Below are 26600 nucleotides of genomic sequence, written 5' to 3'. Positions count from 1 at the left end.
CGCATACGACTGACTACTGCTTAAAAGCAAAAGGAGACAGCCATGGGTTTACAGGATCAAATCGGCAGTTTTTGCTGGTGGAGTTTAATGACAAAGGATGTGCCAAAAGCAAATGAGTTTTATCATCAGCTCTTTGATTGGCAGTTGAGTGAAATGGAAATTCCCGGCCATGACAATGCCACGATTTACGCTGCGGGGAAAGGTGGATTTGCTAATCCGGTCCCCATCGAGAACGACTTTCCGTTTCCTAGCCACTGGATTGCCTACATCACCGTTGCCAATGTCGAGCAAGCCTGTCAGCAGGCGGAAAAGTTGGGGGGTAAGGTCAGTGTTCCTACCTTTGAGATTCCATCCGTGGGCCACACTGCGGTGATCAATGATCCGGTTGGCTCCGCTTTTCATGTCTTCACCCCAGAGCAGGACAGTGACGATCTGAATATGATCGGCAATGGTCCTGGAGAGGTTTGCTGGATGGAACTTCTAGTCGATGATCCGACTCCCGCTTTGCCCTTCTACTCCGAACTCTTTGGTTGGCAGTTTTCCGCTCCTATGCCTATGAACGGTGGAGACTATTACATCGCCAAGGTGAATGGTGAGGATGTGGGTGGGATTATGAAACGACCACCAGATGTGCCCCAGATGCCCCCCGTTTGGATGAACTACTTTTCCGTCAACTCAGTGGATCAGTGGTCAAATAAGGTCCAATCCTTAGGTGGAAAGATTGTGGTGCCCAAAACGGAAATACCGGGTACGGGATTTTTCGCCTGTATGGAAGATCCAACCGGTGCCCATTCCTACTTATTTGAGCTGGCCCGTTAAACTCTTAGCACGTCAGCATGTTTGAATTATGTCCTACGAGGCCGCCCATCCTACTCATCCCCCGACCGAACAGTTACAAGGGGTCGTAGAGCGGCTAACCTATCATTCCGACGAATCGGGATATACCGTGGCCCGCTTCAAAGCTCCTAGAACCCGTGAGTTAATCACGATTGTGGGTAGCTTTGCCAATATCCAAGCGGGCCAAACCCTGCAAGTCCAAGGGATTTGGCGGGACCATCCTAAATACGGCGCTCAATTTCAAGTCAAACAATATCAAGAAACGAAACCCGCTACCCTGACGGGGATTGAAAAATACCTCGGGAGTGGCTTAATCAAGGGCGTTGGTCCGGTCACCGCCAAGCGCATCGTCGCTCATTTTGGCCTAGAGACCCTGGATATTATTGAGAACCAGATTGAGCGCCTAGCTGAAGTTCCTGGCATCGCTAAAAAGCGAGTCAAATTAATTCAGACCGCTTGGGATAGCCAGAAAACCATCAAAGAGGTGATGGTCTTTCTCCAGGGCCATGGCGTCTCCACTACTTATGCCGTCAAAATTTTTAAGCAGTATGGTGACGAAGCCATCGACATCGTCACCCAGAACCCCTATCGACTGGCAACGGATGTCTATGGCATTGGCTTTATCACTGCCGATCAAATTGCCCGTAGTTTGGGCATCCCTCCCCACTCGGAGTATCGCTATCGCAGTGGCCTCTTACATGTCCTCAGCGAGTCCGCCGATGAAGGGCATTGCTATCTACCTCAACCGGAGCTGATCGAACGGGCCGTCAAGCGATTGGCCCTCCCGGAGTATCAACCCAAGCCCGATCAAGTGGAATATCTGATTCATGCCATGGTTGCGGACGCTCAGCTGATTGTTGAACAGGTTGAACGGGAGGATGCAACGGAACTGCTGTGTTATGCCCCTCCCTTCTTTCGAGCAGAGTTTCATCTCTCCCGCCGATTACTCCAATTACTCGCTAATCCCCTGGAAGTCGATCAGGGGCGAGTCCGCCGTTGGCTCGATCGGTTTATGGCCCAAACGGGGGTTAATCTCTCGGAACAACAGCAGCAGGCCGTAGAGTTGGCCGCTAGCCAGCGAGTCGTGATCCTCACGGGTGGACCTGGAACAGGCAAAACCTTCACCACCCGAACCATTGTCGCCCTCTGGAAAGCAATGGGGAAAGAAATCGTACTGGCCTCTCCCACCGGACGAGCCGCGCAGCGACTGAGCGAAGTCACGGGCCACGAAGCCAAAACCATCCATCGCCTCTTAGAGTTTGATCCTAAAACCATGAAGTTTCAGCGGGATGTAGACTACCCCATTCCTGCTGATGCAGTGGTGATTGATGAGGCATCCATGTTGGATCTGTTCCTCGCTAATTCTTTGATTAAAGCCATTGATACCAACGCCCAACTGTTGCTTGTGGGGGATACGGATCAGCTACCCAGTGTCGGTCCTGGGAATGTGCTGCTGGATCTGATTACCGCCCAGCGGATTCCCGTCATGGAACTAACGGAGGTTTTTCGCCAAGCTCAAGCCAGTCAAATTATTCAAAATGCCCATCAGATTAACCAAGGTAAGTTCCCTCATCTAGAATCTGTCAGCCCTGCGCCCAAGACGGATTGTCTCTGGCTGGGGGCACCTGAGCCGGAGCAGGGGCAGCAGGCCATCCAAGAACTCATCAACGATCTGATTCCGCAATTGGGATATGTGGCGGCACGAGATGTGCAGGTCCTTTGTCCTATGACGAGAGGGGAGGTGGGAACTCGCAAGCTGAACCAAATCCTGCAAGCGTTGATTAATCCCCCTAGTCCGAATAAGGCTGAGTTAACCCGAGGGGGACTCATTCTTAGGGTGGGTGACCGCGTACTTCAGCAGGTCAATGATTACAACCGCGAGGTTTTCAATGGCGATATGGGGGTGATTGAGGCGATCAATCTGGAAGAGGTCGCCGTGACGGTTCGGTATGCAGAGCGGTCTGTTTCCTATGATTTGACTGACTTAAATGAAATCGGGTTAGCCTGGGCCGTCACGATTCATAAGAGCCAAGGGTCGGAATATCCCGTTGTAATCTTGCCTATGTATATGCAGCATTACATTATGCTGAGCCGCAATCTACTTTATACGGGTTTGACAAGGGCTAAGAAACTGGCGATTCTAGTGGGTCCCAAAAATGCAATAAGCATGGCGATTCGGCAGGTGAAGGATAAGCAGCGATATACCTTGCTCGATCAACGGTTGAGCCTTGTTGCTCAGTGATGAATACAGCTATAGGCCACTTCTTACCTGACTCTGACGGGAGTCCAGAGTAAAACTCGATTCACTTTTATTGGATTTGAATAGGAGATAGGGACTGAGCAAATACACCCTTAGAATTAAATTTTTATTGGTTATCCCACTCAGCATAGAAACTCCGCAGATAGTGAGCTAGAGAACGGCTATCCTTGGCTTGCCCCTCTAATTCAGCGATATTCTGCTGCCCAAGCTGTTCCTGCAAGCGAGCAATGATTTCTCCTTCGTTTATTTGACTGGATTGCCCATCCCAAATCACCCAGTCTCCATTCACCATGACATGCTTAACATGTTGACGGGTTGCTCTACGAAGCAGTCCATCAGGGGCTGGCAAGAGCCACATGCCTTGAATGGCTCCCCAATCAACGAGCACGAGATCTGCCATTTCGTTCTTGGCCAAGCAGCCAAGGGGAATATCCTCCCCTAACGTAATCCGTCTGCCGCCTACGGTGCCCATCTGCCAAATGGTCTGTGCTTCTAGGCTGGGCGAGGACGCTCTGGGTTGATTGCCCAGGGTCCAAGCCAATCTCATTTCCCGCAGATAATCTTGATCATCATCTAAGCCATGGCCATCTAAACCAATCCCTAGGGTAATCCCGGCCTGGCTCATCGCTGCGATGGGGGCGATGCCGCTCCTGAGTCGCAAATTACTGCTGGGGTTATGGGCGATGCCAACTCCTCGTTCTGCTAAGAGGGCTAAATCCGCTTCGTCTACCCAAACCATATGGGCACAAGTCAACCAGGGACCGAGCACACCTATTTCATCTAGATGTTGGACAAAACTTTTCCCCCAACGACGGTAGGCATATTGTCGTTGATAGCAAGTCTCCAAGAGATGCATTGGGCGTAAGCACAGAATCGGGGATGTATGGCTCAAAGAAAAACGGGTCAAGGACAATAGATCCTGTACCCGAATCAAAAACTTGTCATGAGCCTAACATCGCAATTGCCAACCGTACTAGAGCATCACGAATTTCTAGAACAGGTCGAAGCACTCAAAGAATCACCCAGCCTGAGTCAGATGGTTTATATCGTTCTGCAAATGGGTTTGTATTTGGCTCGATGGCTTCTGGAGGATGAACTCTCACGGCGAGCAAAAACAGTATTTGAATGGCCTAGGTGTAGCACCTGCGGAACCCGCTTGCACTCGAAGGGATGGGAATCTCGTCAGATGCAGACACTGGTGGGAAATATTTACTGAAAGCGACGGGTGGGTCGTTGTCCAAAAGGGTGTCCAGGTAGTCTATCAGCTCCTCTGGACCAATCCATTGGGATTACCTCTTACCAGCACAGCAGTAAAGAACTGGTGCGTCTAGGCTGCTTGTTAAGTCTATTTATGCCCTATGAACTGGCCAGTTGGATGCTGAGTCAGTGGAGTGGTTTATCCGTCAGCTCATCAAGCTTGTGGAGTTGGGTGCAAGTCATGGGCAACAAAGCTTATCAGGAGCTAGAGACTCAACTCAAAGCTCAAGCCTCAGGTGACCAGACTCCTTGTGAAGCGATTTCAGAGGTGTTGTCTGCTCTACCTTTGGCCATTGCTGCTGACGGTGTGATGGTGCCCTTTCGCCCCACCCCGAAAACCCCCAAGGGAAAAATCCAGTGGCGAGAAGTCAAAGTTGCTATCTTAGCCCGCCTAGGAACACGGGGCACCCGAGCACAAAAGCGTGTCCCCCAACTACTACGTCGAAGACTGGTGGCAGTATTGGGCGATATCGACCAGTTCATCCCCTTACTGCACCTCGAAGCCCGCAAACAAGACTTTGAATCGGCCCCAAGCGTCATCTGGTTGAGTGATGGGGGGCGAGGCTTCTGGCGAGTCTACCGCACCTTGTTCTCTCACTGTGCTGTGGCAGTTCTCGATTTCTTTCATGCAGCAGGCCATCTTGCACGAGCAACAAAGCGATGTTTGGGGATGCTCGCTCTGCTCAAGCCCAAGCCTGGTTTCGGCGCTGGCGACACCAATTGCGACATGGGCAACACCTATTAGTATTGCGGTCCTTGACGATGTTGATTCACTCACAATTGTTTACGGGCAAATCTTTTACGACGTTGCTCCAGGTACAGGCTTATTTCCAGCGCCATCTGCGACACATCCAATATCGCCACTTTGAACAACTACAGATACCGCTGGGGTCAGGAATGGTCGAAAGTGCTTGTAAGTGGCTGATTCAACAGCGCTTTAAGGGGGTTGGTATGCGCTGGAGTGAGGATGGTTTCAATCATCTACTCATGCTGCGGCTTGCCTGGGTCAATCAACGGTTTGACTCCCTATTCCCAGGGGTAACCATTCCGAAGTCTAAGGCATCCCCGATCCATTAGCTACGCCCGATGCATTTGCACCCGAGTTTGGTGCTGTTGGGCAAATTCAACTGCTTCCAGAAGTAATGGATCGCTACACCATTGCCCACCTGCAGGGCTGACATGGATTTGAACAGTATGCTGCTGATCATCGTGAAAACGATTGTAGAGGTTGTGGCATAAACAAAAATAATCTTGAGTAGATAAAACCGAGGAAGCATCGGTTGGCTCGATCAAAGATCGTAGGTTTGCCGGTAAATGTCGGTGAAAAGCTTCTGAGTCATAGGCAATAGGGTTTTGATCGACAATAGGGGGATGGAAGGCAACTCGAATGCCCACATCTCGATAGCCTTGAATCGTCTGATTTGCCTCAGTTTCTAGGGTTTGCCAGTTACGGGGATTGTGGCTGTGGGAGACAGTCCCTACTCCAGATTTCAATAGCTGTAGCCCATCAAAGGCTGCTGCAAGATAGGGATCAAGGGCGGGCTGAGCCCCTAACTGGAGCAACCAAATTTCGAGTAAGTCATCGGCGATTCCAAAGGATCCTGTGCCAATGGCACGACCATGGTCATGACTATTCACCAGTGCTGGCATCAGCAGGAGGTGATCACCACCCGTTTGTGGAGTATCAGGATAACGGTCCGTTAGTTCCTGATGTAACCCAGCAGCGACAATTCGATTCCCCTCAACACAAACACCAAAATTGGATTGAGCCGGAACATGCGGGTTGGGTAGTGCTGTTCCAGCCCAAATAATCTGCTGAGGATGGGAATTCTCTAACGCCAAGGGATCTCAGCTTTCAAGCTGACTGAATGGGGTCTTTAGCATCAGCTTATCCCACCTACTGCGACGGTAAAAGCCCATAAACTAAGCGCTACCTAGACGCTAAACAATAACAAAGCAAAAGCTCATTAGCCCAAAAGATTAGTCCGTAGCTCAATATCATTGATCCTCCCGGATTTTAGCCGTGGCGTTAAGTCTATCGTCGATACTTGTGGCTGAACTCTTTTATTTCCAGTTATTTTGGTGATGTACTGCATTGATCAACCCGTCCACTGACTCAAACACTATCGGTAGAGAGTTAGAGGGGTATTCTTAACTGTCGATAACGATCTTGCAAGAATCGAGCATCCAAAACCATCTTCTCCTCAACCAGAGCTGAATACAAATGCTCCTGTTATCTCTACAATCTATACAAGACTGTGTGGTCGGGACTAGATATAGTCTGAATCTCAACCTGCTCTAGAGGTATATTGGCAATGGCATCAGACACTCCCACCAAAGGGCAGCTAGAACGTTCTCTTTCTCAGAAAGTACTGGCGTTATATCGCAATCAATTAGGTCAACAACCGAGCAAAGTGAGCTGCCAGCTCTGTGACGAGAAATGGATCATCATCTTGGAAGATTCCTTAACCCCGCCCGAACAAATTTTGGCTCAGGGGGGGCAAGAGGACTTAGCTGAAGAAGTTCGGACGAATCTAGATGATTTTATGAAACCGAAGCTAAAAAGCCTCGTGGAAGAAGTCTCAGGCGTTAATGTGACTGATTTGCTCAGCGATGTCACTTTGGAGTCTGGACTCACTGGCATTATTGCCATGCTAGAGAAGACGCCAATGGTGCGGAGCACGTCATAAATGCGCCAACTCTGAAAATTATGCTCCAATCGGAAAATTCAAGGGTTTAGTCAATGGGGGGTGAAGGGAGGCATGCTGGCAAATGAGATTTTCTAACGATTCAATCAGATAGGGCTTACACAGATAGCCACAACAGCCTGCCTGTAACAACTGTTGTTTCTCTTCCGAAGTTGCCAAGCCCGTAACTGCAACAACAGGTACAGATTCAGCTTGGGGCAGTTTCCTCAGGTGCTGGAGAACGTCAAACCCACTCAAATGAGGCATGACGATATCGAGCAAGATTAGATCTGGCAAGGATTCTTTGACCATGGTTAGACCCACTTTCCCCCCCTTTGCTAGCAAGACATCACATCCCAGGCTTGTGACTAAGTGATATAGCAACAGAAGATTATCTGGATCATCTTCAATCACTAAGACTAAAGGGCGTCGCTTCTGGGGAGTTAAGCCGCTATTCGATAGGACAATATTTTGGTTATGGGGTAACGAAGAGGATTCCATCGGCTCCACCAGGACAAGTACCGAAAATGACGATCTCCTGAGATAGGAGAACGAAGCATTCCATCAGTGGCAAAGGGGCACTTGAGGTGGATTGGTTCGCCTGACGTTTTGCTGGGTGAGGACTCTTTGCTCAGACTTTGTCTAAGTTGAATAAGGAAAGAGTAGTTCAAGCAAGCAAATCGACCGCTTTCTTAAAGAATAGTATGGATTCATCATAAATTATTAAGCGTATGTATAGGCAATAGGAGGCTCAATTTCTCAGAAGCAATCAGCAAAGGTGAGGAGGCTGGTTTGAATTAGGAAGAAGAGACAAGCCGTTTGAATAGGATGTTGATCAGTGCCGTGGAAAATTTTAGGTCTGGTAAGCCCACACCATGAATCGCACAACCCGACAATGGCTTGAAAGCTGGATTCGCTTCAACAACAACCCTACGGACCAGGCTTGTTGGCACTGGTGGCCGTAGGGTTGATGGCTTACGGAGTCCACATGGGACTTCAGGCTCGATATCGTCGGATTAAGCTGCCAGACTTAAGGGGTGGGTGCCGAGGACTCAGTAGGTTCTTCACTGGTTGAGGCGGCAGGGGTTGAAGAATCAGTGGCTTCAGGGGCAGAGACCTCAGGATTTGTGGGAGGTACCGCCTCTTGACTAGAAGGATTCGTGGGTTGAGGAGAAGCGGGTTGGGTTTGGATAATGGTAGGTGGAGCGGCGGGTGTTTCGGTGCGTTCGGCTGCAGGTGGATTGGGCAAGGTGATGTTGATATCAGGCGGTGTTGAGGGTTCAGAGGGCTGAGCAGGGACCACTGTAGGCGTCACTTCTGTATTCTGACGGTTCGTCAAGATGTACCAGGCTAAAATTCCCAGTCCGAAGAAAGTGGTCGCGATCACCCCAACCAAGAGGCCCCGCGCGGCATTATCGTTATCTCGAATTTTGAGTTGGCGATCCATTTCGAGCCGGGCTCGTTCCAATCGTGCTTCCATCGCTGGATCATCACTGCTTACGGTTTCGCGGTGTTTACGTACAGACCCATCAGAGTAGCGCACTTCTTGATCGATGATGATTTTTTCATCGGATGACGGTTGGGGATGTGGACGGTTTGTAGAATGTGTCATAAGGTTTTCTCCCGATAACTAAAGGACAGTGCATCTCTCAATGGGGGACATAGGATAGAGTGCCTAACTGTCAGAGCTGGATTCAGTGTTCTCATTACTGGGGTTTGGGATATCAATGTCAGGTTTAGGTAGATTAATCTCCGGTTTGGGGACATTGATATTGATGTCTGGCTGGGGCGCTTCCGGCTTGGGAACATTAATCACATCTGTGTCTCCCGCTGATGGCTGATTGGTTTGGGCAAATACAAGCCATCCGCCAATTCCCAATACCGCGACGGCAAAAATGCCCACAAATAGTCCGGTTGCTGGATTGCTTTGATTTGCCCGACTTCCGGCTGCATAGCCCTGCTCGTAGCGAGCTTGTTCTTTTTCTAATTGACTCATAGGGTTTCCTTAACGTTCGGTTTCAGTGTAGGGGGACCGATAAGGGGGCATCATCTTCCCAAAGTCGGACCTGGAGATATGATTGTTCTCCCTCTATAGGTAGAGATAAGTCCGCTCTGGCTGGGCCTGGATAGGGACTAAACCCGTTTGGTCAGACCAAACAAGAACGAAAGAATAAAACAGACGATAAAAATGTAGAACAGGATTTTTGCGATCGCAGCGGCACTGGCAGCAATACCACTAAACCCAAGAAAGGCGGCGATTAAGGCAACTACCAGAAATGTCAGAGTTAAATTGAGCATAAAAACGTCTCCCTTGTATTGATGTAAATGGTTGAAAGAGGTTGGTGAGAAAAGCGAGATCCGAGCTGCGATTGCATCTCCCTACAAATTGAAGCGAGTGCTTTGTCTGTCTGGGCTTTTCGTTGATCAACAAAATGCCTCATCAATCTTGGGAGGGTTCAAAGCTTCCTCGACTCAGGGCAAAGGATCGATCACTTGAACCTGAACGAAATAGCTGAAATTGAGCTTAGTTGCTGTTCATCATAGAGAGATTGGGGGATTAAAACCCTTGCTGCGCAATCCTGGGAGCATGTCACCTTTGCAGATGCACAAAATTTAGAATTAAAAATTTGGTGTCTGAAAGCAAGGCTAGCAAGGATTTCTGAGATGAGTATAAATACTAGCTTGCAAAAGTGACATGCTCCCCGCAATCCTCGACTGTTCGCTTGCTAAATTCAAGGATTAAAAAAGGTCCAGAGACCTATGAAGGCAAACTGGACCTGACCACCAGAAACTCAGTGCCTAAGCAACGATTAGTCGATCGCTTCTTTGACTTTGTCTTTTGCATCTTCAGTTGCATGACGAACTCCTGCTTCTGCCTGCTTGGCTTTGCCAGCGGCTTGATCTTCCGGATCGCCTGTCACATTTCCTAAGGCTTCTTGAGCCTTACCTTCGATATTTTTGGCTGTGGCTTTTGCTCTATCTTCAGTACTCATAAAAGTTTCTTTCCTAAAAACTACGTCGCGTTTCGTCTGTACAGTTTTATCCTAGGGAAGGCCATCCTAAAACTCGTCTGCCCAAGGGACGGTTCTTGGGTTATGGTCGGTCTATCTGCAGGCGGATGGGGCGCATTGAATTGAAGTGCTAAAGCTACTCGCAAAAGGCAACACGAATAAAGAAATTGCCAAAGCGTTTAGTTTGAGTGAGGGAACCGTCAACAACCACGTTTCCCATATTTTAATGAGGCTTGAACTGAGAGACTGAACCCAAGCAGCCGTCTATGCAGTTGAGCATGGCTTAAGTTGAGAATCGGTTGCATTATCGTCCCCATCATCTATTGAGTGCCGCTAAATCTCAATCTAATGGTACTTTTTACCCAGATGGCAATAGGTCAAAAGAGCTAGATGAGTTGTGTCGATAGGCCCTAGCCATGCTTGATGGAAATCTCATACAGTCTAGGTAGACGCTTTGAAATGCTGATTGTTTATTAGACCTTATCGGAAATAAAATGGGTGAGAATAACTTCAAACGTCTATGTCGTAAGTCTTTTAGGTCGATTTTCCTCCAAAAATAAAACGCTTTCCCAGTAAGGTTTTCAGCTATTTCCGATAAGGTCTATTGTTTTGAGACAATCTATCAATCATCCATGCTCAGAAAACTTACTTTATTGTGGTGTTGCAATTACACCACTTCTTCTTTGGGGCTATACGTTTGCTATCCATCAGCGGGTGGGCTGATAAACACTCTGGGACCTGTTGCCACTCAAGCCATGCAGCAAATCCGAGGCGTGTCAGTGCGAGGTGAAGTATGTATTTGAATCTGCGATCGCACGGGGTAGTGTTGGCAATCATGGTATTGCTATCGGCCTGTACCGTTCAAGCGGCGGATGACGCCAAGACGTCCAAGGCTCGCCCCAAAACCGCTGCAGTGGATGTTGCGATCGCAAAACTGATACCAAATCCGATTTATATAACTCCGATATAATGCATAATTAGAGAATGCCAAGAAAACTATATCTCGAACCCCATTTTTCGCCTGACGAGCTGAAGTCTCATTATCGAGCCAGCCAAGACCCAGTAGAATCGCGCCGCTGGCATCTGCTGTGGCTCGTCAGTGAGCAAACAACGCTAACTCAAGCAGCCCAAGTGGTCGGTCTCAACTACGATTACGCTCGAGAAATCGTCAGGGAGTATAACCACAATGGCGCCCATGGGTTACGCAACCGACGCAAAGATAAGCGACCTCATCAATCTCGCAGTCTTCTGACTCAAGACCAATGTGCACAATTGTTGACTCGTCTACAAACCCCACCCGCCGACGGTGGTCTATGGAACGGCCCCAAAGTAGCCCAGGTCATCGCTCAGATGACAGGAGTCGATAAGGTTTGGCCCCAACGCGGTTGGGACTATCTCAAGCGATTGGAGCAGTCCCTGCAATGCCCACGTCCTCACCACCGTAAAGGTGAACCAGAGGCCCAAGCCGCTTTTAAAAAACTGCCTAAGTACAAAGCAGAATTGGAGCGACGCTACCCTAATGCTCAGGTCGAAGTTTGGTCCTTGGATGAACATCGTTTAGGCCTTAAACCCATTATTCGAAAGATTTGGGCGCCTGTGGGTCAGCGTCCAATTGCTGAGGTGGACCATCGCTATGAATGGACCTATCTGTATGGATTCGTTCATCCCGCAACTGGCAATACCGAATGGTTCATTCTGCCTCGGGTCAATGGAGAATGGTTTAATCAAGCCCTACAAAGCTTTGCTCAGCAAGTTGGAGCGGGAAAGCACAAACAGATTCTTCTCGTTCTCGATGGAGCCGGATGGCATACCTGTAAAAATCTGGTGGTACCTAAAGGCATTCATCTGAAGGTTTTACCCCCCTATTCTCCAGAGCTACAGCCCGCTGAACGGTTGTGGCGGCTAGCGGATGAACCACTGGCCAATCGATGCTTTGAGACCCTGGATGAGTTGGAAGATGTGCTCGAGCAGCGCTGTCGAACTTTAATGACAATGCAATCAGACATTCAAGCTCTCACTCACTACCATTGGTGGCCAGCTTGACAGATAAGATATTTCGGGGGTTAATGAGTCGGATTTGGTATGAATCCGGATCAAATCCTAGAATTCTTTACGGGGACGACGGCACCGATCCAAGAAGTGATGGTGCGATCGCAAGTGGATGGACAGTTGCAAAAACTAGCGGTAGAGGTCGGTGATCGGATCGAGAAAGGACAGATCCTGGGGCAACAAGATGATGGGGTCCTCACGGGCACGGTCAACACTGCTCGCGCTGAACGAGAAGCCCAAGTGGTCGATGTCGCCAAAGCCCGAAGCCAAGTGGGTGCAGCCAAGGCCAACGTTGAACAAGCCCGTCTTGCACTCGTTCAAGCGCAAGGGAATGTTCTGCAGTTGCAAAATGCCGCCCAGGCCAATATTGAATCGGCTCGGCTGGAAGCCCAACAAAACCGCCAGGATGCAGACCGATTAACGCAACTGGCCAAAGCAGGTGCGACATCCCAGCAAGAGGTAGAACAGGCCCGCACCTTAGCCCAGCGAACCCAGCAAACCTTGGTGAATACTCAAGCCAACAGTGTTCAGGAGATCACCCAGGCCCAAACCGCCGTCAAAACTGCCGAACAAGCCTTACAGGCTGCCATCGCCCAAGTGGATATTGAGCAAGGCACCGTGAATGCTACCCAACGACGGGTCTATGCCCAGCAATCTGTGCTCAACCAAGCCCTAGAGCAGCGATCCTTTACCGTGCTCACAGCCCCCTTAACGGGCGTCGTTATGGAGCGCTTCAGCGAAGCAGGCAATCTCTTACAGACCGGGGATTCGATCCTGCGTCTTGGGGATTTCAAACAGATTAAAATTACGGTTCAAGTTCCTGCTAGGCTGCTGTCTCAACTTCGCCAGGGACAGCAGGCAAAGATCGCCCTAGATGCCTTTCCCCAACAAAAGTGGTCTGGGAAAATCACTCGCATTTCCCCCCTCGCCAACACCACATCGCGGTTGTTACCCATCGAAATTGTGATGGATAACCCCGGCAAAGTGAGCAGTGGGCTCCTGGCTCGTGTCAGCTTTGTTCAACCGCGACAAAATCGGGTTTGGGTACCTGAGGCGGCCCTAAAAACCAGTCAATCTCGGCGGGGACCATCCTCCAAACCCAAACGGCCTTCTGCTAATCGCGCCTCAGCCCATCAACGCCCGCAGCCATCCGACCGCAACCAAGCACCCACTCCCAACTCAGCCACCCTGTTTGTGCTCGATAAAGCCCATCCCCAGCCCCGTGTCACCGCCCGTCCAGTCCGGTTGGGGGCGCAACGCAATGGTCAAGTGGAAATTCTTCAGGGGTTAACCCCCGGCGAATCCTTCGTCAGCCGTAGTAGTCAGCCCCTCAAAGACGGCGCCACTGTCCGTCTAAGCGCCATCTCAGAATCTTCATCCTCGGTGAACCCCTAATGGAACGGTCGACCTTGAGCCTGAGTACCCTCTCCATTCGACGACATATTGGCGTATTCATGTTGACCCTGACCATCGTGGTGTTGGGCCTGTTTTTTCTCTCGACCCTGCAAGTCGATTTACTGCCCTCCATTACCTATCCCCGGATTGGAGTGCGGTTAGAAGCACCCGGTATTTCCCCCGATGTCGCGGTGGATGAAATCACCGACCCCCTAGAAGAAGCATTGCTAGCGACAGAAGGGGTGGTGCAAATTTTCTCCCGGACCCAAGAAGGGTCAGTCAACGTTGATCTTTATTTTGAACCCGGTGGCAATATTGACCAAGCCCTCAACGACGCCACGGCGGCCCTTAACCGCGCTCTGAATGATCTTCCCGACACGATTGAGCAGCCGCGTCTGTTTAAATTTGACCCTTCGCAATTACCTGTCTATGAAATGGCCCTGACATCGCCCGGTCTAGACGATTCAGAGCTCCGAGTGTTTGCAGAGGAAACCCTGAGCCGCGAATTGGGACTTGTACCCGGTGTTTCATCTGCTGAAGTCTCTGGGGCCGCAGAGGAAGAAATTCAGATCAATCTGGACCTTAACCGGATGCAGGCCGTTGGCGTGAGCATAACGGAGGTGCTCGACGCCCTGAGCGCCCGCAATCAGGATATTTCAGGTGGGCGGATCCTGGGACGGCTGACCGAACCACTGACGCGCACGATGGGACAATTTCAGTCCGTCGATGAGATTGAATCCCTGATTCTGAATGTAGCTGCGCCTGCCTCTGCCAATGAAACAGCTGGCGCTCCCCTCTCCATCACTCAGCAGGTGCTGCAGGGAGACCAACAAGTTTACCTCCGAGATATTGCCAAGGTCGTGGATGGAGCGGCTGAACAGCGGGTGTTCGTCAATCTCAATCAGACCCCTGCGGTTAAAATTAGCCTGCAAAAACAGCCCGATGCCAATACAGTCGTGGTCGTGGATGGGGTCAAGGCCAAGCTGGCAGAGCTGACTCAACGAGGGATTATTCCCGCCGAGATGGTGATGATTTCCACCCTGGACGAGTCCATCTTTATTCGCAATGCGATTCGGAATGTTGCCATCTCCGGTCTGAGTGGAATGGTGCTAGCCGCCTTGGCGGTCCTGCTATTTTTGGGGTCTCTACGACAGACCCTGATTATTGTACTGGCCATTCCCCTAGCGACCCTCACCGCCATTATTTTGATGCGGCTGTTTGGTCTCTCCATGAATGTATTTAGCTTAGGCGGCCTAGCCTTGGGCGTTGGCATTGTCGTGGACAACGCCATCGTTATGCTGGAGACCATTGTCCAGGGCACCCAGACCCAAGCCTCGCAGAATGGATATTCCCGCCAGGGCCAGATCCTCAGACAGGCGGAACAGAGCAGCCGTCAAGTGGAATCAGCGCTGGTGGCATCTACAAGTACCAACTTGGTGGCGGTCTTACCGTTTTTAATGATTGGCGGATTTATTGCCCTCCTCTTTAATGAACTCCTGCTCACCATCAGTTTTGCCATTAGCGCCTCAATTCTCATTGCCCTGACAGTCGTACCGGTGCTGGCCTCGCGGCTATTGATGATTCGCAGATCAAGCCGAATTGGTCAAACCTGGCTGCTCGTGCAGTTCCGAGACCGGTTTGAGCGCGCGACCCTGAGCTATCGTCGGGGGTTGGGATGGATTTTGAAATGGCGATGGCCAGTGGTGGTAGGCGCGATTTTGATCCTAGGCAGCAGTAGTCTCATGATGCTAGGGCAAATTCCGCAAGAGATTTTACCGCCGATCAATACCGGGCAGGCCTCATTGGTGGCTCAGTTCCCCGTGGGGACAACCCTAGAGCAGAACCGTCTCGTGATGGCGAAGGTGGAAGATATCTTGGCGGAGCAGCCGGAGACTGCCTATGCGTTTATAACGGCTGGAGGGTCTATCCGAGGGACGAATCTGAGAGAAAATCCGTTGCGGGGGTCGGGGTCGATTACCCTCAAGCCCAATGCGGATGTGGAGGCCTATACCCAGCAGGTCAGCCAAGCGATTGACCAGCTAAATTTGGTCGATACCCGCATCCGCGTTTCTCCAGGGCAAGTGCGCGGATTGATTACCAGTAACTCGCCCATTCGAGGGGCTGATGTTGATGTGCTGCTGCAGGGAGAAGATCCACAGCAGCTCAGCCAGGCAGGACGACAGGTGTTAGGCGCTCTGAGTGAGCGAGTGACTGGGGCGCGGTTCCGTCCGGACAATGATCCGGACCAACCCGAGCTGCAGATCTCCCCCGACTGGGAAAGAGTGGCAGCCCTGGGTCTATCGGCCCAACAGATGGGCGAAACGATTCAGACGGCTGTAGAGGGTTCCGTCCCTACCCAACTCCAGCAAGGGAATCGCCTGATCGATATTCGCGTTCAGCTGGATCCAAAATCCCTGCAAACGGAAGAGCAGTTGGCTCAACTCCCCCTGTTTACCGAGGGCAAACAGTTTGTGCAGCTCGCAGATGTAGCCAAGATTGATCTGGGAGCAGCCCCGATTGAAATCCAGCGGATTAATCAGCAACCCGTCTACTTAGTGGGGGGAAACTTAGCGGAAGGGGCGCGGTTAAGTGACGCTCTAGCGGAGGTGGAGTCGGCGTTAGCAACCCTCACCCTTCCAGAGGGTGTGTCTCTACTACCTAGCACGGCGGCGCAGAGTAATCGAGCGTTACAGCAGGCCCTGCAAACCTTGGGGGGACTAGCGGCATTTCTGGTCTTCGTGGTAATGGCCGTGCAATATAACTCTCTGATCGATCCCCTGGTTATTTTGTTTACGGTTCCCCTGGCCTTGTCAGGCGGTATTTTGGGTCTCTACATGACCCAGACGGCTATCGGTGCCACGGTGATTGTGGGCGTAGTTCTATTGGTGGGGATTGTCGTCAATAACGCCATCATCATGGTGGAGTTAGCCAACCAAATTTATGTTCAGTCCGGGCAAGATCGTCAAGCTGCCATTTTGCAGGCAGCGCCTCAACGCCTAAAGCCCATTTTGATGACGACCATGACCACTGTGCTGGGGATGCTTCCCCTCGCTCTCGGTATTGGTCAAGGGTCAGAGTTTTTGCAACCCTTGGGCATTGTGGTGTTTGCTGGACTTTCCTTAGCCACCTTGCTGACCCTGTTTATCATCCCTTGCTTCTATGTGATTCTCCATAATGCCGGGCACTCCCAAAAAGGCCCTTCAAGCAAGATCAAGACATTACCGTTCCATCGTCTTTTGCAACGGCTGCAATCTTGATTGATAGTCTCTCTATGCCTGCAGTTCTGAAGTTTAGTGAGGATCTGTCCATGATCGACTCCTAAAAAAAGATGAATCAGCGTTGGAGATTGGGCTAGCGATTGATTGCTCCCCACTTCTGATGATGTCCCCCTGTACTGCTTTAACTGAGACCTATGACTCACTCTCCTAGAACGTTCAAGTTGAACCGAACCGATGTTGCGATCGCATACGTACTCCTGCGCCTTCTGATCGGCGTCAACTTCCTCAACCACGGCCTCACACGGATCGGCAATATCCCTGGTTTTGTCGAAAGTATGGTGAAAGCGATGGAGGCTTCGTACTTTCCGGAACCCTTGGTGCGCATCAACGCCTTTTTAGTTCCCATTGTTGAACTGATTGTCGGTGGACTGCTCATCCTTGGCTGGCAAACGCGTATTGCTCTGATAGTCACCTCAAGCCTGATGGTGATCCTAATGCTCGGGGTGACTGCAGTCCAGAATTGGCAGGCAGCAGGGGACCAGCTGGTCTATGGTCTAATCTTATTTATCCTCTTAGCGTGTCGCAGTTTCAATACGGTTTCCGTGGACTACTGGCTCGCCAAAAAAACGTCCGCCTCAGAGCGATCTCAGTAAGGGTACCCCCCGTTCTAGTTAAATCAAAAAAATGGAGAAAAGCCCACAGCGTTCTTTTCTCCATCAAGGTGTGAGGTAAATGGTTTAGGGCGTCTCCTCGGAACAAGTAGACTCAATAAAGTTGCTACACCCTAGGCTCCGATATCATCTAAAGACGTAATATCCGGGCACCCAAACCCGTCTTCCCCGTCGAGTGGTCCATCGCCCCTCGACCCATTGTCGGCGCTGGCGGCGAATGCGACGAGCTTGGCGAGAGTTTGTCCGACGATAGATACGACGGGAGTTTCTTCGCTCCTGTACCGTTGAACGGCTCTGTCCACTAAAGATGGGCACCTTAATGGTCACATCTGCCGAAGCAGGTTGTGCCACCATCGGAGTTGTCACCAGTGGCAGTATGGTGAGCGCTGTAAGCATCAATTTTTTCATTGAAATGTCCTCCAAATGTTTTAGATACTCATCAACCAAGGATTATTTTCTTCTGAAGGTGGCTATAGCTAAATAGCAAGTATTATTGACCCAAAAATAATTTTGATAGGGTGAATCTATACTTTCTAAAAATGAGACTTTTCCTTCAATGCCTTTTCGTTAATGTCTCATCACACCTGAATCATAGATGTCATGCAGATGGGGGTACAAGGATCTAAGGTACTAATCTGTTATGTCCTATAGTCCTATTATTTATGGATTATTTTTCTGCTAATCAACGCCTTGTACGTCACCCAGTCAACGATTTATGGAATTGAAGTCCGTTCAATTTAAATGTAGATAATGCCATTAGCTTCAACTTCTCAGATATAGATATAAATGGTCGCCCAAATGATCACAAACCCTGTGCAAATCCTGGCCTCTATTGATCGTGGCGGAGAGTAGCTTCTAGCTGCCGAAAGCACTAGGTAATCCATAGAAAAGTAAAAGCAGACCGCAGGTAAAGGCAACGACAATGTCTCTGGCGGTTTGCGTAAAGAGTGTTCTGATCATGAGGGCAATAACCTGTCTGTACTTGAATTAGACCAATCGAAATGGGCCAATCAGACGTCAGCCCCAACGCGATGGTTAGTCAAACAATTCCTTCTCTGCATCTTGGGCATCTTCCGCCGCAGATTCAATATTTTGTTTCAGATTGCCAATGGCGTTTTGAGTTCGTCCCATATCCTGTTTGGCTTTCCCTGGGACTTGCTTGAGCGCGCTTTGAGTGGCCTGAATATCTTGTTGTGCTTTGCCTTGAGCTTCTTTAACGGCACCTTCTGCTTTGGTGCTGGTGCCGCTGCCGAAGGTCTTATCGATATCTGTTTTGGCCATATTATCTAATTGTTCGGCCCGACTGGAGCCAAACAAAGCCATCAGTTGAGGCTGATGCGATGCTGCGATCGCATCCATAGGAAGTGCCCCTAGACTGCTGATCAAGATCGAAAAAGACAATGCCAATGTATAGGTAATACGGCGGCAAATACGAATAAAATTAGGACGCATATTTTCCTCCTTAATCGTTTAGGTCATGCAAAATCTTGAGTAGATTTATACTCATATTTACCTTGAGAAATTGAGCAACTGAATCTCCCCTAGGATCTAAGTCAAGTAAAAATTTATCTCTCGGAAGATAGAGCTGGCAGCTATCTTTGCCTATCTACTGTGGGTAAAGGACAGCACTAGATATCATGAGAACTGATGGAACTTTATATTTCTAAAGTAGAGATAATTTGAGCACTCAGACAAAAGGGTATTCTTGAAGCTTTTGGCTATTGATCAGTGCAAATGGTAATCCTCTAGATATAAGGGTTCACATCCGTTTTATGTCTTAAGGTTGATGTTCGATAAGGTTGATTTACTAGATACTGAGGACATCAAACGCAAGAAAAATTACGGAGTTTAATTTATGAGTACCGAGAACTTATCTTCTGTACTAAACGATGAACTGACATCTGAAGACAGAGAACAAGGTTATGTCAAAGATGATGCCGGTTTAACTAACAATTTTGCCGTTGAGCCTGAACCTTATGCAGCGGAATCAAAACTAGGATTTACCCCCTTTGCCGAAAAGTTCAGTGGGCGAATCGCGATGATTGGTTTTGACTTATTAGTTCTCACGGAGCTTTTAACGGGCAAAGGAATTGCCCATATCCTGTTAGGATAATTTGAGTCGATACATTAAAAGACTTAGACCCATTAACCGTCATTTATGAGTGCATCCTGAAAAGGGACAAAGTGACGAAAATACAGATCAGCTCTGCGTAATTCTGTCACCTTTGGACAAGCTAGTGCTTCACCACAGTGATTATGACAGGGTAGTTTGGGGATAGAGTCGGCTGAGTTTAGTTCGTGCATCATCCACTGTAAATAACCAATTAACCGTCGTTTTATCTCGGTTACGCCTTTGTTCCCATGCAGTGACCTCATGCCGGAGTTTTTCAATATCAGGAATTCGTCGATTTAAGCACTGCCTAGAAAGAGCCGAAAACTCAAACTCAACCATATTGAGCCAACTGCCATGTTTTGGAGTGTAGTGAAACTGGATGCGACTGAGAATCCTCAAGCTTCATCAGGTTTGAAGGTTTTGTAGAGTGCAGCGGGAGTATGGGTGTTGAGATTGTCTAAGACAACGTGCACTTGTTGAGCATCAGGAAACAGACCATCTACTAGATACTGCATGCACACCCCAAAGTCCTCACTTTTTCGATGCTCAGTCACCTTCAAATGTCGCCAACTTTTAAGCGGTTGAAAAAGCCAAATATATTACAAGTGCCCTTGCGCTCATATTCATGGTCGTAGCGTTGGGGACGACCGGGCTTTGGTGGACGGGGCACCCGGGTTTCGCCAATCAGTTGGCAAGGCCGTTCATCAAAACAAACAACAGGCTCCTCAGGATGGTAGGGTTGGGCATACAAATCTAGAACGTTCTCCATCCGCCAAACAAAGTCTGCGCCTACAGTAGAAAAACACCACTGCTCTTTTAGCCACGGCTTAAGCTGTTTTTTCGAGCGTGCGTCGCACCGTTTCATCCGATAGGCTTTCGACGACGTTGAGTTCAACTAGCCGTTCTGCCAATAGCTGCATGGTCCACCGGCAACAACCGGTAGGTGGGTCGCTACAAGCTGTCGCAATGAGCAAGGCCTCTGCTTTGCTATCGAGCTTCTTTTGCCCCCCTGGCCTGGGACGCTCATTGAGGGCGAACTCCACACCACCTTCCACAAATTTCTGGCGAGTACGATGCACGGTAGAGATGCCTGCATTGAGCATTTGAGTAATGGTGTCGTCTTTGTGTCCCTTATCTGCCAACATCAAAATCTGGGCTCGTTTCATTTTTCGCGCTGACAAGGTTCCACGTCGGGTGAGTTGCATCAGCTCACTGCGTTCTTCAGGCGTTAGCGTCACAATATATTTATCAGGCATGATTGGTTGGCTAAAAACAGCTAGATTGTTTCTAGCTTACCTATCTAATTCAGTGTGGTCGAGCACTAGTTAAGAACTTCTTTATATGGAAGAGTTGAAGTTCTGTGTAATTGAAATTTGGTTTTTACTCATTTCGCCTACTGGTTTGATCCACTCAAACATTGTCTTGAGAAGCTGAGCACCTTAAGACTGCTCGTCTAAGAAGCCTTTATGAATTTTTTAAGGTTTCGACGATTACATCGTACACATTCATAGGAGCATCGTTATTATGGAACGCCAACAAGCAAAATTTGGTTTTACTCAGTTTGCTGAAACTTGGAGTGGCCGTCTCGCTATGATGGGATTTACTCTCTCCATTATTGCTGAGTTAATCACTGGACATGGCCTGTATAACCATCTACTAGCTTTATAGAAACAATCTATAAGATGCTATTTCAGCCTGAATGCTCTTGTTTCATAGATTTTTAGGATTATTAGATATCCCAATCTAACAGCTAATAAATAGAGCAATTTTTACAGACAGCTCAATTATTAGAATTCCCGCTAATAATTGAGCTGTCTGTGTATTTTCTGGCAAGTTTACTCTGCGGTCAACCTTTGGATTACCAAAGAGAGACTCTATTCCTTTTGGTAGATCAACAGATATGAAATCTCACCCTCTTGGGAGAAGATTTTTGAGAGCATAACTGATTAACTAACGTGTAGATGCAATAAAGGAAGAAATATTTATGCAACCTTACAATATTGGTTTAACAACTGAACAACGCCAAGGGGTTATTCAACTTTTAAATCAAGATTTGGCTGATTTATATTTACTCGTTATTAAAACCAAAAAATATCACTGGGATGTCGTGGGTCCCCAATTTATGACCCTCCATCAACTTTGGGAAGAACAATATGAAACCCTGACCTCCAACGTTGATGCTTGTGCAGAGCGCATCCGATCCTTAGGTGGATATCCGCTGGGCACAGCAAAGGGCTTTCTGGATCACTCAACAATTAGCGAACATCCAGGTGACTTGCCCACCGCAACGGATATGGTGGCTCGTTTGGTAAACGATCACGAACAGGTGATTCGTAACTTGAGAGAGCATATCGATCACTGTTCTGAGCAATTCCATGATGAAGGAACGGCAGATTTCTTGACAGGTTTAATGGAAGAGCATGAAGAGATGGCTTGGATGCTGCGATCCTTTATTGAAGGGGAACGTGTTGATGCCAGTGGATCGCGGTCAGGATTGGATCTGCATGCAAGCGTTCAACACTAACCTATGCAGTTTGTTTCTGATCCATCCATCTCCCTCAAAATCAATGAAATGAATAAAAGGGTGTGCTGGCAACACCCTTTTATTGCGAGCCAAAATATCAGCCAAACGAAATTGGTCTTAGAAAATGGGGAATCAGAGAGTCAAGATTTCTCCTTCCTAGTAATCGGAGACAGTGGCACTGGACAATACCGAGGGGATAGCCCCCAGCGACGAGTGATGGAGCTGCTATTAAAGCATGGAGAAGGAAGTAGCTTTGCCCTACATACGGGAGATGTGGTTTATCTCGTCGGTTCCAATGAGCAGTATTCCGAGAATTTTATCGATCCCTATCGCGAATGGCTTGTGGGAGGACATCAGCCCAGGGATATTGCCTACGACCAGATGGTGTTTCAATTTCCGTTCTTTCCAGTCCCTGGGAATCATGATTATTACGACTTGCCCTGGATATGGGGACTGTTGTCGCAAGTGACGTTGCCTTTGCGTCAGTTATTCCAACGCCAATTTGATATTAGATGTAGGCTGGCACGGTTCCCATAAAGGAGAGGTCTATGCCAAAGCTTTTTTGGATTACTTACAGGGCTTAAGTGACTCAGAACTTAGGCAACACCTAGACACCCACTACACTTCTTGCTCAACGTTAGAGCGATGTCTACGATACCAACCGGGCCAATTTACTCGGCTTCCAAACCGCTACTATCAGTTTCGCCACGGCGGGATTGATTTTTTTGCTCTGGATTCCAATACGTTTAATGCTCCCCAAGCTCTGCCCGATACAGAAACTGGACAGCGCCTCAGGCAACACCTGCTTAAAACTCGCCAATCCCTGATGGAGCAGAAGACAGAAGCCTTAAGAGCAGCAGTGGAAACCGCCGATTTAGAGATTGAGGATGCTTATCGCCAGGTCGAACAAATTGAAGAGCAAATTCTGGATATTGATAAACAGTTAGCCCACGAGACAGAGGCAGTTGTTGATATAGAACAACTCACCTGGCTGAAGCAACAGCTCATCCAATCCTGGCGAGATCCTGATGCTCGGGGGCGAATCTTATTTCTCCACTATCCGCCCTATGTGACAGAAGCAACCAAGTGGTATCAGGGCCAAACTTTAGTCGTTCGGCAAAATCTACGTTGGGTTCTCAATGGCGTTCAAGGTGAGGTGGGTGACATAAGCCAAGGTCGATCCATCGTAGATTTAGTTATCAATGGACATGCTCACTGTTTGGAGTATTTGAAGACAGGAGATACAGGGCATGCCGATGCCAATCTTAATTGGGTGATTTGCGGTGGTAGTGGTTTCAGTCTCCGGCGTCAGCGGCTTGAAGGACCGGAGTTAACGGAAAAGCAAGAAGGGGAAACTGAGCGTATCGTGGCCCGATCACATCTTTATATCGGTCGCTCCGGGCAAGGCTCCCAGAAGCATCGGTCCTATTCTGGCTTACGTATCGATATCAAAGCTGGAACACCGCCAAAAATTATTCTCCAGCCCTTAGTGGCTGAGCGATTTCAGCATCAATGGCAAACCCATGTCCTAGATGCGATAGATATTTGATTGGAGCATAGAATCCTTGAGTTTTGATCATTATGGGAGGAATATCGAGATTTTCTTAGCTTCCAATCACATTCTGAAAGGATTAGCTGATAGCACTAATATTGAGGTTTATCAGAGGTATTGAGTTCTCTATAATAATGCCTAGTTAGAATATATTAAGCTTTCCAGAATGGAAGTGACCTCTAACCAATATCTGGCAGTCAGTCTGCTATGCTTATTATGTAAATTTTTATATGAGCGAAAACTATTTATAGTTTTTACTTTTGATAATTTATGAAAAATAATAGCCATGGTTTTGGTACTATTCTTAAAAAGTTTATAGATCCCCTTTTTTTACAGCACTTAAGAGAAAACAACTATAGTACAACCTTGCTTATGACTGGGGTAATGCGCTCTATCTTCTTGGGAATAGGCTGCACTAGCTAGTGTTTATTTCTATCCTTATAGATGGCGATATTTCTCAATTATCGATTCTGCTGAATTTAGCTTTAATGGCTATTTTGGCATGATTCCTGAGACTTAACCCTTTTAGTCTTGGTCAATCATCACTACTAATAGGATTTCTGCCTGCCATTGCTAAATAAGATTACCTTATATAGCAATCAGTTAGTGCTGGACATATTTTACTTTCCTTAAGTAAGCGCTCGGGGATACTGCATATAAATGCAGCATCCCCTCTTCGTAACTTGACGATTTTTTCGATTCTTTAATATCGAAAGAAATCCGTCTGGAATCACTAGAAGTAAGTCAAACTCTTGCTTCAAAAAAGCGCTGCCAACCTTCTACTGAACTTATTTAGTAACAAGATAGTTTAAATGTTCTTGTTTCCGAATATCTAGATTTTGAGTTGTTCAGTTTTGCTCGCTCGTTTACATCTGTTTATTAGGAAGGAATTCATTCTTATGCGACTATTCATGCGCCGTTTTGCTGTATTGACTTTAGTTTTAGCCAGCTGCTTGGGTTTGACGGGGTGGTTGCAACCTGCCAATGCACTGGATATTAATTTAGCTACGACGTACCGAAATCCTGTAGATGCCAAGCTAGAAACAGATTTTGGTCAAAAAATTGACTTAAATAACACCAATGTTATTGCATTTAGCCAATATAAGGGGCTATACCCTACCATCGCCGGTAAAGTGGTTCAGAACGCTCCCTACAGTAATGTCGAAGAAGTCCTAAATATTGATGGCTTAACGGATGTTCAAAAGAAAATGCTGCAACAGCATCTGGGTGACTTTACGATTACAGACCCAGATCCAGCCTTAGTTGGGGGGCAAGATCGCTATAACCCAGGGGCTTATTATCCTGTTCGTCGCTCATAATCACCAAGGCACGGGTGGGATATGGGGGAATTCCATCCGTGCATTCCATCATGAAAGTCACTCTTATGACGGTTGATCACGGGTAAACCATTATTGCCCGCTTGTTTCCAATATTGGAGGCAATCCACCATGCAAGTATGTTCTAGGCAAGGCTGGCGAGTTATTTACCAGCGATTGATAAGACTTTTAATCGGCATTATTTTTATCTGGAACGTTATTTCTGTAGGCTGGCTGAACCCTACGTCCAAAGTATGTTGGGCTGCTTTACCGGTTGGGGATGCCGTTAATCCCATGAGTATTTTGAGGCTGGCATTGCCCGTGGATAACGAAGCCATTCAAACTCTTCATCAATACTTGGAAGAGATGCCTCCTCAACTTGAGGATCCAGCTGCGCGATTACAACCCAAACAATGGTTTGAAATTGGGAATAAGGTCACACAGATCATTCAAACCTTTAATAAAGACGCATCCGATCTTCTTGCTGCCATTCCACCTTCCTTTCGGCCCCAGGCTTTGGTCCGCATGAATCAAATTAATGCAGCTCTCGCGGATCTCAAGATCCTGTCTGACCAGCAAAACAAAGAAAAATTTGTGGCAAGACGCACCCAAGCCTGGAATTCAGTGGATTTGCTGGCAGCGTCTATGGAGCCACAAATTCCTGTCAACATACCGAATGACTACCAAACGCTGCCTCAGCTGAAGGGACGAGCAGTTGTGGTCCTTGACACCAGTAAGGGGCCAATCACCATGATGGTGGATGGCTATAACGCGCCTATTACTGCTGGTAACTTTCTGGATCTCGTTCAGCGAGAGTTCTATGACGATCTAACATTTACCCGAGAAGATGGGGCCTATGTGGTGCAAACAGGGAATCCAGGGGGAGCCCAAGCAGGATTTGTGGATCCAGAGACCAGCCAATATCGTTCTATTCCTTTGGAGGTTAGGGTCAAGGGAGATTCTGAACCGGTGTACGGAGCCACTTTAGAAGAGTTAGGCTTGTCTGATCCTGTTCTTCCCTTTTCTGCCTATGGGACCGTCGCCATGGGCCATCCTGCTGGCGACCCTAATGGGGGTTCCTCTGAATTTTTCTTTCACTTATTTGAGCCTGAATTGACCTCTGCAGGACTAAATTTGCTGGATGGCCAATATGCCGTTTTTGGCTATGTGGTTGCGGGACAAGATGTATTAGCTCAATTGCGTCATGGCGATCATCTGCATTCCGCCCGGGTGGTTGATATTTCTCCACCCAATGGCTTCACCTTACGCTATCTGGATTGGATTCTAGTGCAAAAGAGTCCGATGCCTTTGGCTTAAAACGTTTTTCCATTACCAAGATCTGAATTGATTACATCAAAATTTATTTTCTATCCATAACTCATAACTTTAATCATGAATAATCAACAATCGAACTTTTCTATCATTTATAGCGGTGATAATAGTTACTCTTCTGTTTTTACAGTGGTGAGTATCGTCGTTTTTTGGCTTCTTTTAGTCTCTATCCTCATTACCATCCTCGCTTATTCAGCGTCCTCTTGTTCTTGTGAAACGACGGGAACCTATTTTGATATTTGGCGTATCGCCTGTCGCCCTTGTGCATAGGGAATGTGGAAGATTCCCGATCAAAGTTAGAAACTGCTTGATTAGACTGTCAAGCTCCAATGACTCGCTCAAACAAATCCCCAGGTAGATCTTTTGTAATGACCTGCC

General features: G+C 48.2%; 23 protein-coding genes and 4 pseudogenes. 17 read left to right on the top strand and 10 right to left on the bottom strand.

All coding sequences use genetic code 11. The features are described from left to right. The first annotated feature begins 42 nt into the window (after positions 1-42). On the top strand, positions 43-819 hold the full coding sequence (locus tag ON05_RS05255; RefSeq protein WP_010469617.1) for a VOC family protein: 777 nt from the start codon (positions 43-45) through the stop codon (positions 817-819). Between the two features lie 28 nt (positions 820-847). Further along, on the top strand, positions 848-3079 hold the full coding sequence (locus ON05_RS05250; RefSeq protein WP_010469616.1) for an ATP-dependent RecD-like DNA helicase: 2232 nt from the start codon (positions 848-850) through the stop codon (positions 3077-3079). Between the two features lie 124 nt (positions 3080-3203). On the opposite strand, the gene ON05_RS05245 is transcribed toward ON05_RS05250, so the two are convergent. Then, the gene (locus tag ON05_RS05245; protein ID WP_262561231.1) at positions 3204-4004 is read right to left on the bottom strand and encodes an amidohydrolase family protein; all 801 of its coding nucleotides are present in this window, start codon (positions 4002-4004) and stop codon (positions 3204-3206) included. A 36-nt stretch (positions 4005-4040) separates the two neighbouring features. On the opposite strand from ON05_RS05245, the pseudogene ON05_RS05240 reads away from it, so the two are divergent. Then, a pseudogene (locus ON05_RS05240) lies at positions 4041-5431 on the top strand (ISKra4 family transposase). On the opposite strand, the gene ON05_RS05235 reads toward ON05_RS05240, so the two are convergent. Further along, a complete protein-coding gene (locus ON05_RS05235; protein ID WP_262561229.1) occupies positions 5432-6196 on the bottom strand; it encodes an amidohydrolase family protein in 765 nt (254 codons plus the stop codon). It lies immediately after the preceding pseudogene. 473 nt (positions 6197-6669) lie between these two features. Between ON05_RS05235 and ON05_RS05230 the strand changes: the two genes are divergently transcribed. Beyond that, positions 6670-7044 carry a DUF2294 domain-containing protein gene (locus tag ON05_RS05230; RefSeq protein WP_010470490.1) on the top strand — a complete coding sequence of 125 codons (375 nt, stop codon included), beginning with the start codon at positions 6670-6672 and terminating at the stop codon, positions 7042-7044. An 18-nt stretch (positions 7045-7062) separates the two neighbouring features. On the opposite strand, the gene ON05_RS05225 is transcribed toward ON05_RS05230, so the two are convergent. Next, on the bottom strand, positions 7063-7542 hold the full coding sequence (locus ON05_RS05225; protein WP_010470488.1) for a response regulator: 480 nt from the start codon (positions 7540-7542) through the stop codon (positions 7063-7065). 406 nt (positions 7543-7948) lie between these two features. On the opposite strand from ON05_RS05225, the gene ON05_RS05220 reads away from it, so the two are divergent. Then, positions 7949-8116 (top strand): DUF1206 domain-containing protein, encoded by a 168-nt coding sequence (locus ON05_RS05220; RefSeq protein WP_085945149.1) that lies wholly within the window; start codon positions 7949-7951, stop codon positions 8114-8116. Here the strand turns inward: ON05_RS05220 and ON05_RS05215 are convergent. From ON05_RS05215 to ON05_RS05200, 4 genes are all read right to left on the bottom strand, one after another. Beyond that, positions 8072-8653 carry a hypothetical protein gene (locus ON05_RS05215; protein ID WP_010470486.1) on the bottom strand — a complete coding sequence of 194 codons (582 nt, stop codon included), beginning with the start codon at positions 8651-8653 and terminating at the stop codon, positions 8072-8074. The genes ON05_RS05220 and ON05_RS05215 overlap by 45 nt on opposite strands. A gap of 63 nt (positions 8654-8716) precedes the next feature. Then, entirely contained in the window at positions 8717-9037 is a 321-nt protein-coding gene (locus ON05_RS05210) for a hypothetical protein (RefSeq protein WP_010470484.1), read from the bottom strand. 137 nt (positions 9038-9174) lie between these two features. After that, positions 9175-9339 (bottom strand): DUF1328 domain-containing protein, encoded by a 165-nt coding sequence (locus ON05_RS05205; RefSeq protein WP_010470482.1) that lies wholly within the window; start codon positions 9337-9339, stop codon positions 9175-9177. 512 nt (positions 9340-9851) lie between these two features. Further along, positions 9852-10034 (bottom strand): CsbD family protein, encoded by a 183-nt coding sequence (locus ON05_RS05200; protein WP_010470481.1) that lies wholly within the window; start codon positions 10032-10034, stop codon positions 9852-9854. A 142-nt stretch (positions 10035-10176) separates the two neighbouring features. Between ON05_RS05200 and ON05_RS05195 the strand changes: the two are divergent. From ON05_RS05195 to ON05_RS05170, 6 genes and pseudogenes are all read left to right on the top strand, one after another. Further along, positions 10177-10302, top strand: a pseudogene (locus tag ON05_RS05195) (response regulator transcription factor); the annotation flags it as partial. Between the two features lie 543 nt (positions 10303-10845). Next, a complete protein-coding gene (locus ON05_RS05190) occupies positions 10846-11022 on the top strand; it encodes a hypothetical protein (protein ID WP_010470480.1) in 177 nt (58 codons plus the stop codon). A 14-nt stretch (positions 11023-11036) separates the two neighbouring features. Beyond that, positions 11037-12095, top strand: coding sequence for an IS630 family transposase (locus tag ON05_RS05185; protein WP_262561225.1), 1059 nt, complete (start codon positions 11037-11039; stop codon positions 12093-12095). A gap of 39 nt (positions 12096-12134) precedes the next feature. Next, positions 12135-13496 carry an efflux RND transporter periplasmic adaptor subunit gene (locus ON05_RS05180; protein WP_010481826.1) on the top strand — a complete coding sequence of 454 codons (1362 nt, stop codon included), beginning with the start codon at positions 12135-12137 and terminating at the stop codon, positions 13494-13496. Beyond that, a complete protein-coding gene (locus ON05_RS05175; protein WP_010481824.1) occupies positions 13496-16753 on the top strand; it encodes an efflux RND transporter permease subunit in 3258 nt (1085 codons plus the stop codon). Before ON05_RS05180 ends, ON05_RS05175 begins: the two co-directional genes overlap by 1 nt. Positions 16754-16908: 155 nt before the next feature. Next, the gene (locus ON05_RS05170; RefSeq protein ID WP_029315865.1) at positions 16909-17367 is read left to right on the top strand and encodes a DoxX family protein; all 459 of its coding nucleotides are present in this window, start codon (positions 16909-16911) and stop codon (positions 17365-17367) included. 144 nt (positions 17368-17511) lie between these two features. Here ON05_RS05170 and ON05_RS05165 read toward each other — a convergent pair whose 3' ends face one another. Next, positions 17512-17793: a hypothetical protein gene (locus ON05_RS05165; protein ID WP_139026210.1), complete on the bottom strand. Its 282-nt coding sequence runs from the start codon at positions 17791-17793 to the stop codon at positions 17512-17514. 627 nt (positions 17794-18420) lie between these two features. Next, positions 18421-18837: a CsbD family protein gene (locus ON05_RS05160; protein ID WP_010481816.1), complete on the bottom strand. Its 417-nt coding sequence runs from the start codon at positions 18835-18837 to the stop codon at positions 18421-18423. 403 nt (positions 18838-19240) lie between these two features. Here ON05_RS05160 and ON05_RS05155 point away from each other — a divergent pair, with 403 nt between their 5' ends. Next, positions 19241-19498, top strand: a complete 258-nt coding sequence (locus ON05_RS05155; RefSeq protein WP_010481814.1) for a high light inducible protein — start codon at positions 19241-19243, stop codon at positions 19496-19498. A gap of 141 nt (positions 19499-19639) precedes the next feature. Here ON05_RS05155 and ON05_RS05150 read toward each other — a convergent pair. After that, positions 19640-20754: pseudogene (locus ON05_RS05150) on the bottom strand (IS630 family transposase). A 268-nt stretch (positions 20755-21022) separates the two neighbouring features. Here ON05_RS05150 and ON05_RS05145 point away from each other — a divergent pair. The 5 genes and pseudogenes from ON05_RS05145 (at position 21023) to ON05_RS05125 (ending at position 26207) form a co-directional block, all read left to right on the top strand. After that, positions 21023-21166, top strand: coding sequence for a high light inducible protein (locus ON05_RS05145; protein ID WP_010480141.1), 144 nt, complete (start codon positions 21023-21025; stop codon positions 21164-21166). 316 nt (positions 21167-21482) lie between these two features. Beyond that, the gene (locus tag ON05_RS05140) at positions 21483-22022 is read left to right on the top strand and encodes a Dps family protein (protein ID WP_010480143.1); all 540 of its coding nucleotides are present in this window, start codon (positions 21483-21485) and stop codon (positions 22020-22022) included. Positions 22023-22025: 3 nt separating this feature from the next. Next, positions 22026-23571, top strand: a pseudogene (locus ON05_RS05135) (metallophosphoesterase). Between the two features lie 902 nt (positions 23572-24473). Next, positions 24474-24893 (top strand): photosystem II complex extrinsic protein PsbU, encoded by a 420-nt coding sequence (gene psbU, locus ON05_RS05130; protein ID WP_010480145.1) that lies wholly within the window; start codon positions 24474-24476, stop codon positions 24891-24893. Between the two features lie 129 nt (positions 24894-25022). Further along, complete coding sequence (locus ON05_RS05125; protein WP_010480148.1) at positions 25023-26207, top strand: peptidylprolyl isomerase; 1185 nt, start codon at positions 25023-25025, stop codon at positions 26205-26207. Positions 26208-26600 lie beyond the last annotated feature (393 nt).

This window comes from Acaryochloris sp. CCMEE 5410 (assembly GCF_000238775.2).
Taxonomy (GTDB): domain Bacteria; phylum Cyanobacteriota; class Cyanobacteriia; order Thermosynechococcales; family Thermosynechococcaceae; genus Acaryochloris.
The sequence above is the reverse complement of the archived record's forward strand: the minus strand, read 5'-3'. Positions and strand labels throughout refer to the sequence as shown.

Excerpts from the sequence above, each read along its gene's own strand:
- ON05_RS05190 (WP_010470480.1), top strand. The coding sequence starts at position 10,846 with ATGTATTTGAATCTGCGATCGCACGGGGTAGTGTTGGCAATCATGGTA.
- ON05_RS05125 (WP_010480148.1), top strand. The coding sequence starts at position 25,023 with ATGCAAGTATGTTCTAGGCAAGGCTGGCGAGTTATTTACCAGCGATTG.
- ON05_RS05145 (WP_010480141.1), top strand. The coding sequence starts at position 21,023 with ATGGAACGCCAACAAGCAAAATTTGGTTTTACTCAGTTTGCTGAAACT.
- ON05_RS05155 (WP_010481814.1), top strand. The coding sequence starts at position 19,241 with ATGAGTACCGAGAACTTATCTTCTGTACTAAACGATGAACTGACATCT.
- ON05_RS05225 (WP_010470488.1), bottom strand. The coding sequence starts at position 7,542 with ATGGAATCCTCTTCGTTACCCCATAACCAAAATATTGTCCTATCGAAT.
- ON05_RS05255 (WP_010469617.1), top strand. The coding sequence starts at position 43 with ATGGGTTTACAGGATCAAATCGGCAGTTTTTGCTGGTGGAGTTTAATG.
- ON05_RS05160 (WP_010481816.1), bottom strand. The coding sequence starts at position 18,837 with ATGCGTCCTAATTTTATTCGTATTTGCCGCCGTATTACCTATACATTG.
- ON05_RS05140 (WP_010480143.1), top strand. The coding sequence starts at position 21,483 with ATGCAACCTTACAATATTGGTTTAACAACTGAACAACGCCAAGGGGTT.
- ON05_RS05175 (WP_010481824.1), top strand. The coding sequence starts at position 13,496 with ATGGAACGGTCGACCTTGAGCCTGAGTACCCTCTCCATTCGACGACAT.
- ON05_RS05210 (WP_010470484.1), bottom strand. The coding sequence starts at position 9,037 with ATGAGTCAATTAGAAAAAGAACAAGCTCGCTACGAGCAGGGCTATGCA.
- ON05_RS05180 (WP_010481826.1), top strand. The coding sequence starts at position 12,135 with ATGAATCCGGATCAAATCCTAGAATTCTTTACGGGGACGACGGCACCG.
- ON05_RS05215 (WP_010470486.1), bottom strand. The coding sequence starts at position 8,653 with ATGACACATTCTACAAACCGTCCACATCCCCAACCGTCATCCGATGAA.
- ON05_RS05205 (WP_010470482.1), bottom strand. The coding sequence starts at position 9,339 with ATGCTCAATTTAACTCTGACATTTCTGGTAGTTGCCTTAATCGCCGCC.
- ON05_RS05250 (WP_010469616.1), top strand. The coding sequence starts at position 848 with ATGTCCTACGAGGCCGCCCATCCTACTCATCCCCCGACCGAACAGTTA.
- ON05_RS05165 (WP_139026210.1), bottom strand. The coding sequence starts at position 17,793 with ATGAAAAAATTGATGCTTACAGCGCTCACCATACTGCCACTGGTGACA.
- ON05_RS05170 (WP_029315865.1), top strand. The coding sequence starts at position 16,909 with ATGACTCACTCTCCTAGAACGTTCAAGTTGAACCGAACCGATGTTGCG.
- ON05_RS05185 (WP_262561225.1), top strand. The coding sequence starts at position 11,037 with ATGCCAAGAAAACTATATCTCGAACCCCATTTTTCGCCTGACGAGCTG.
- ON05_RS05230 (WP_010470490.1), top strand. The coding sequence starts at position 6,670 with ATGGCATCAGACACTCCCACCAAAGGGCAGCTAGAACGTTCTCTTTCT.
- ON05_RS05200 (WP_010470481.1), bottom strand. The coding sequence starts at position 10,034 with ATGAGTACTGAAGATAGAGCAAAAGCCACAGCCAAAAATATCGAAGGT.
- psbU (WP_010480145.1), top strand. The coding sequence starts at position 24,474 with ATGCGACTATTCATGCGCCGTTTTGCTGTATTGACTTTAGTTTTAGCC.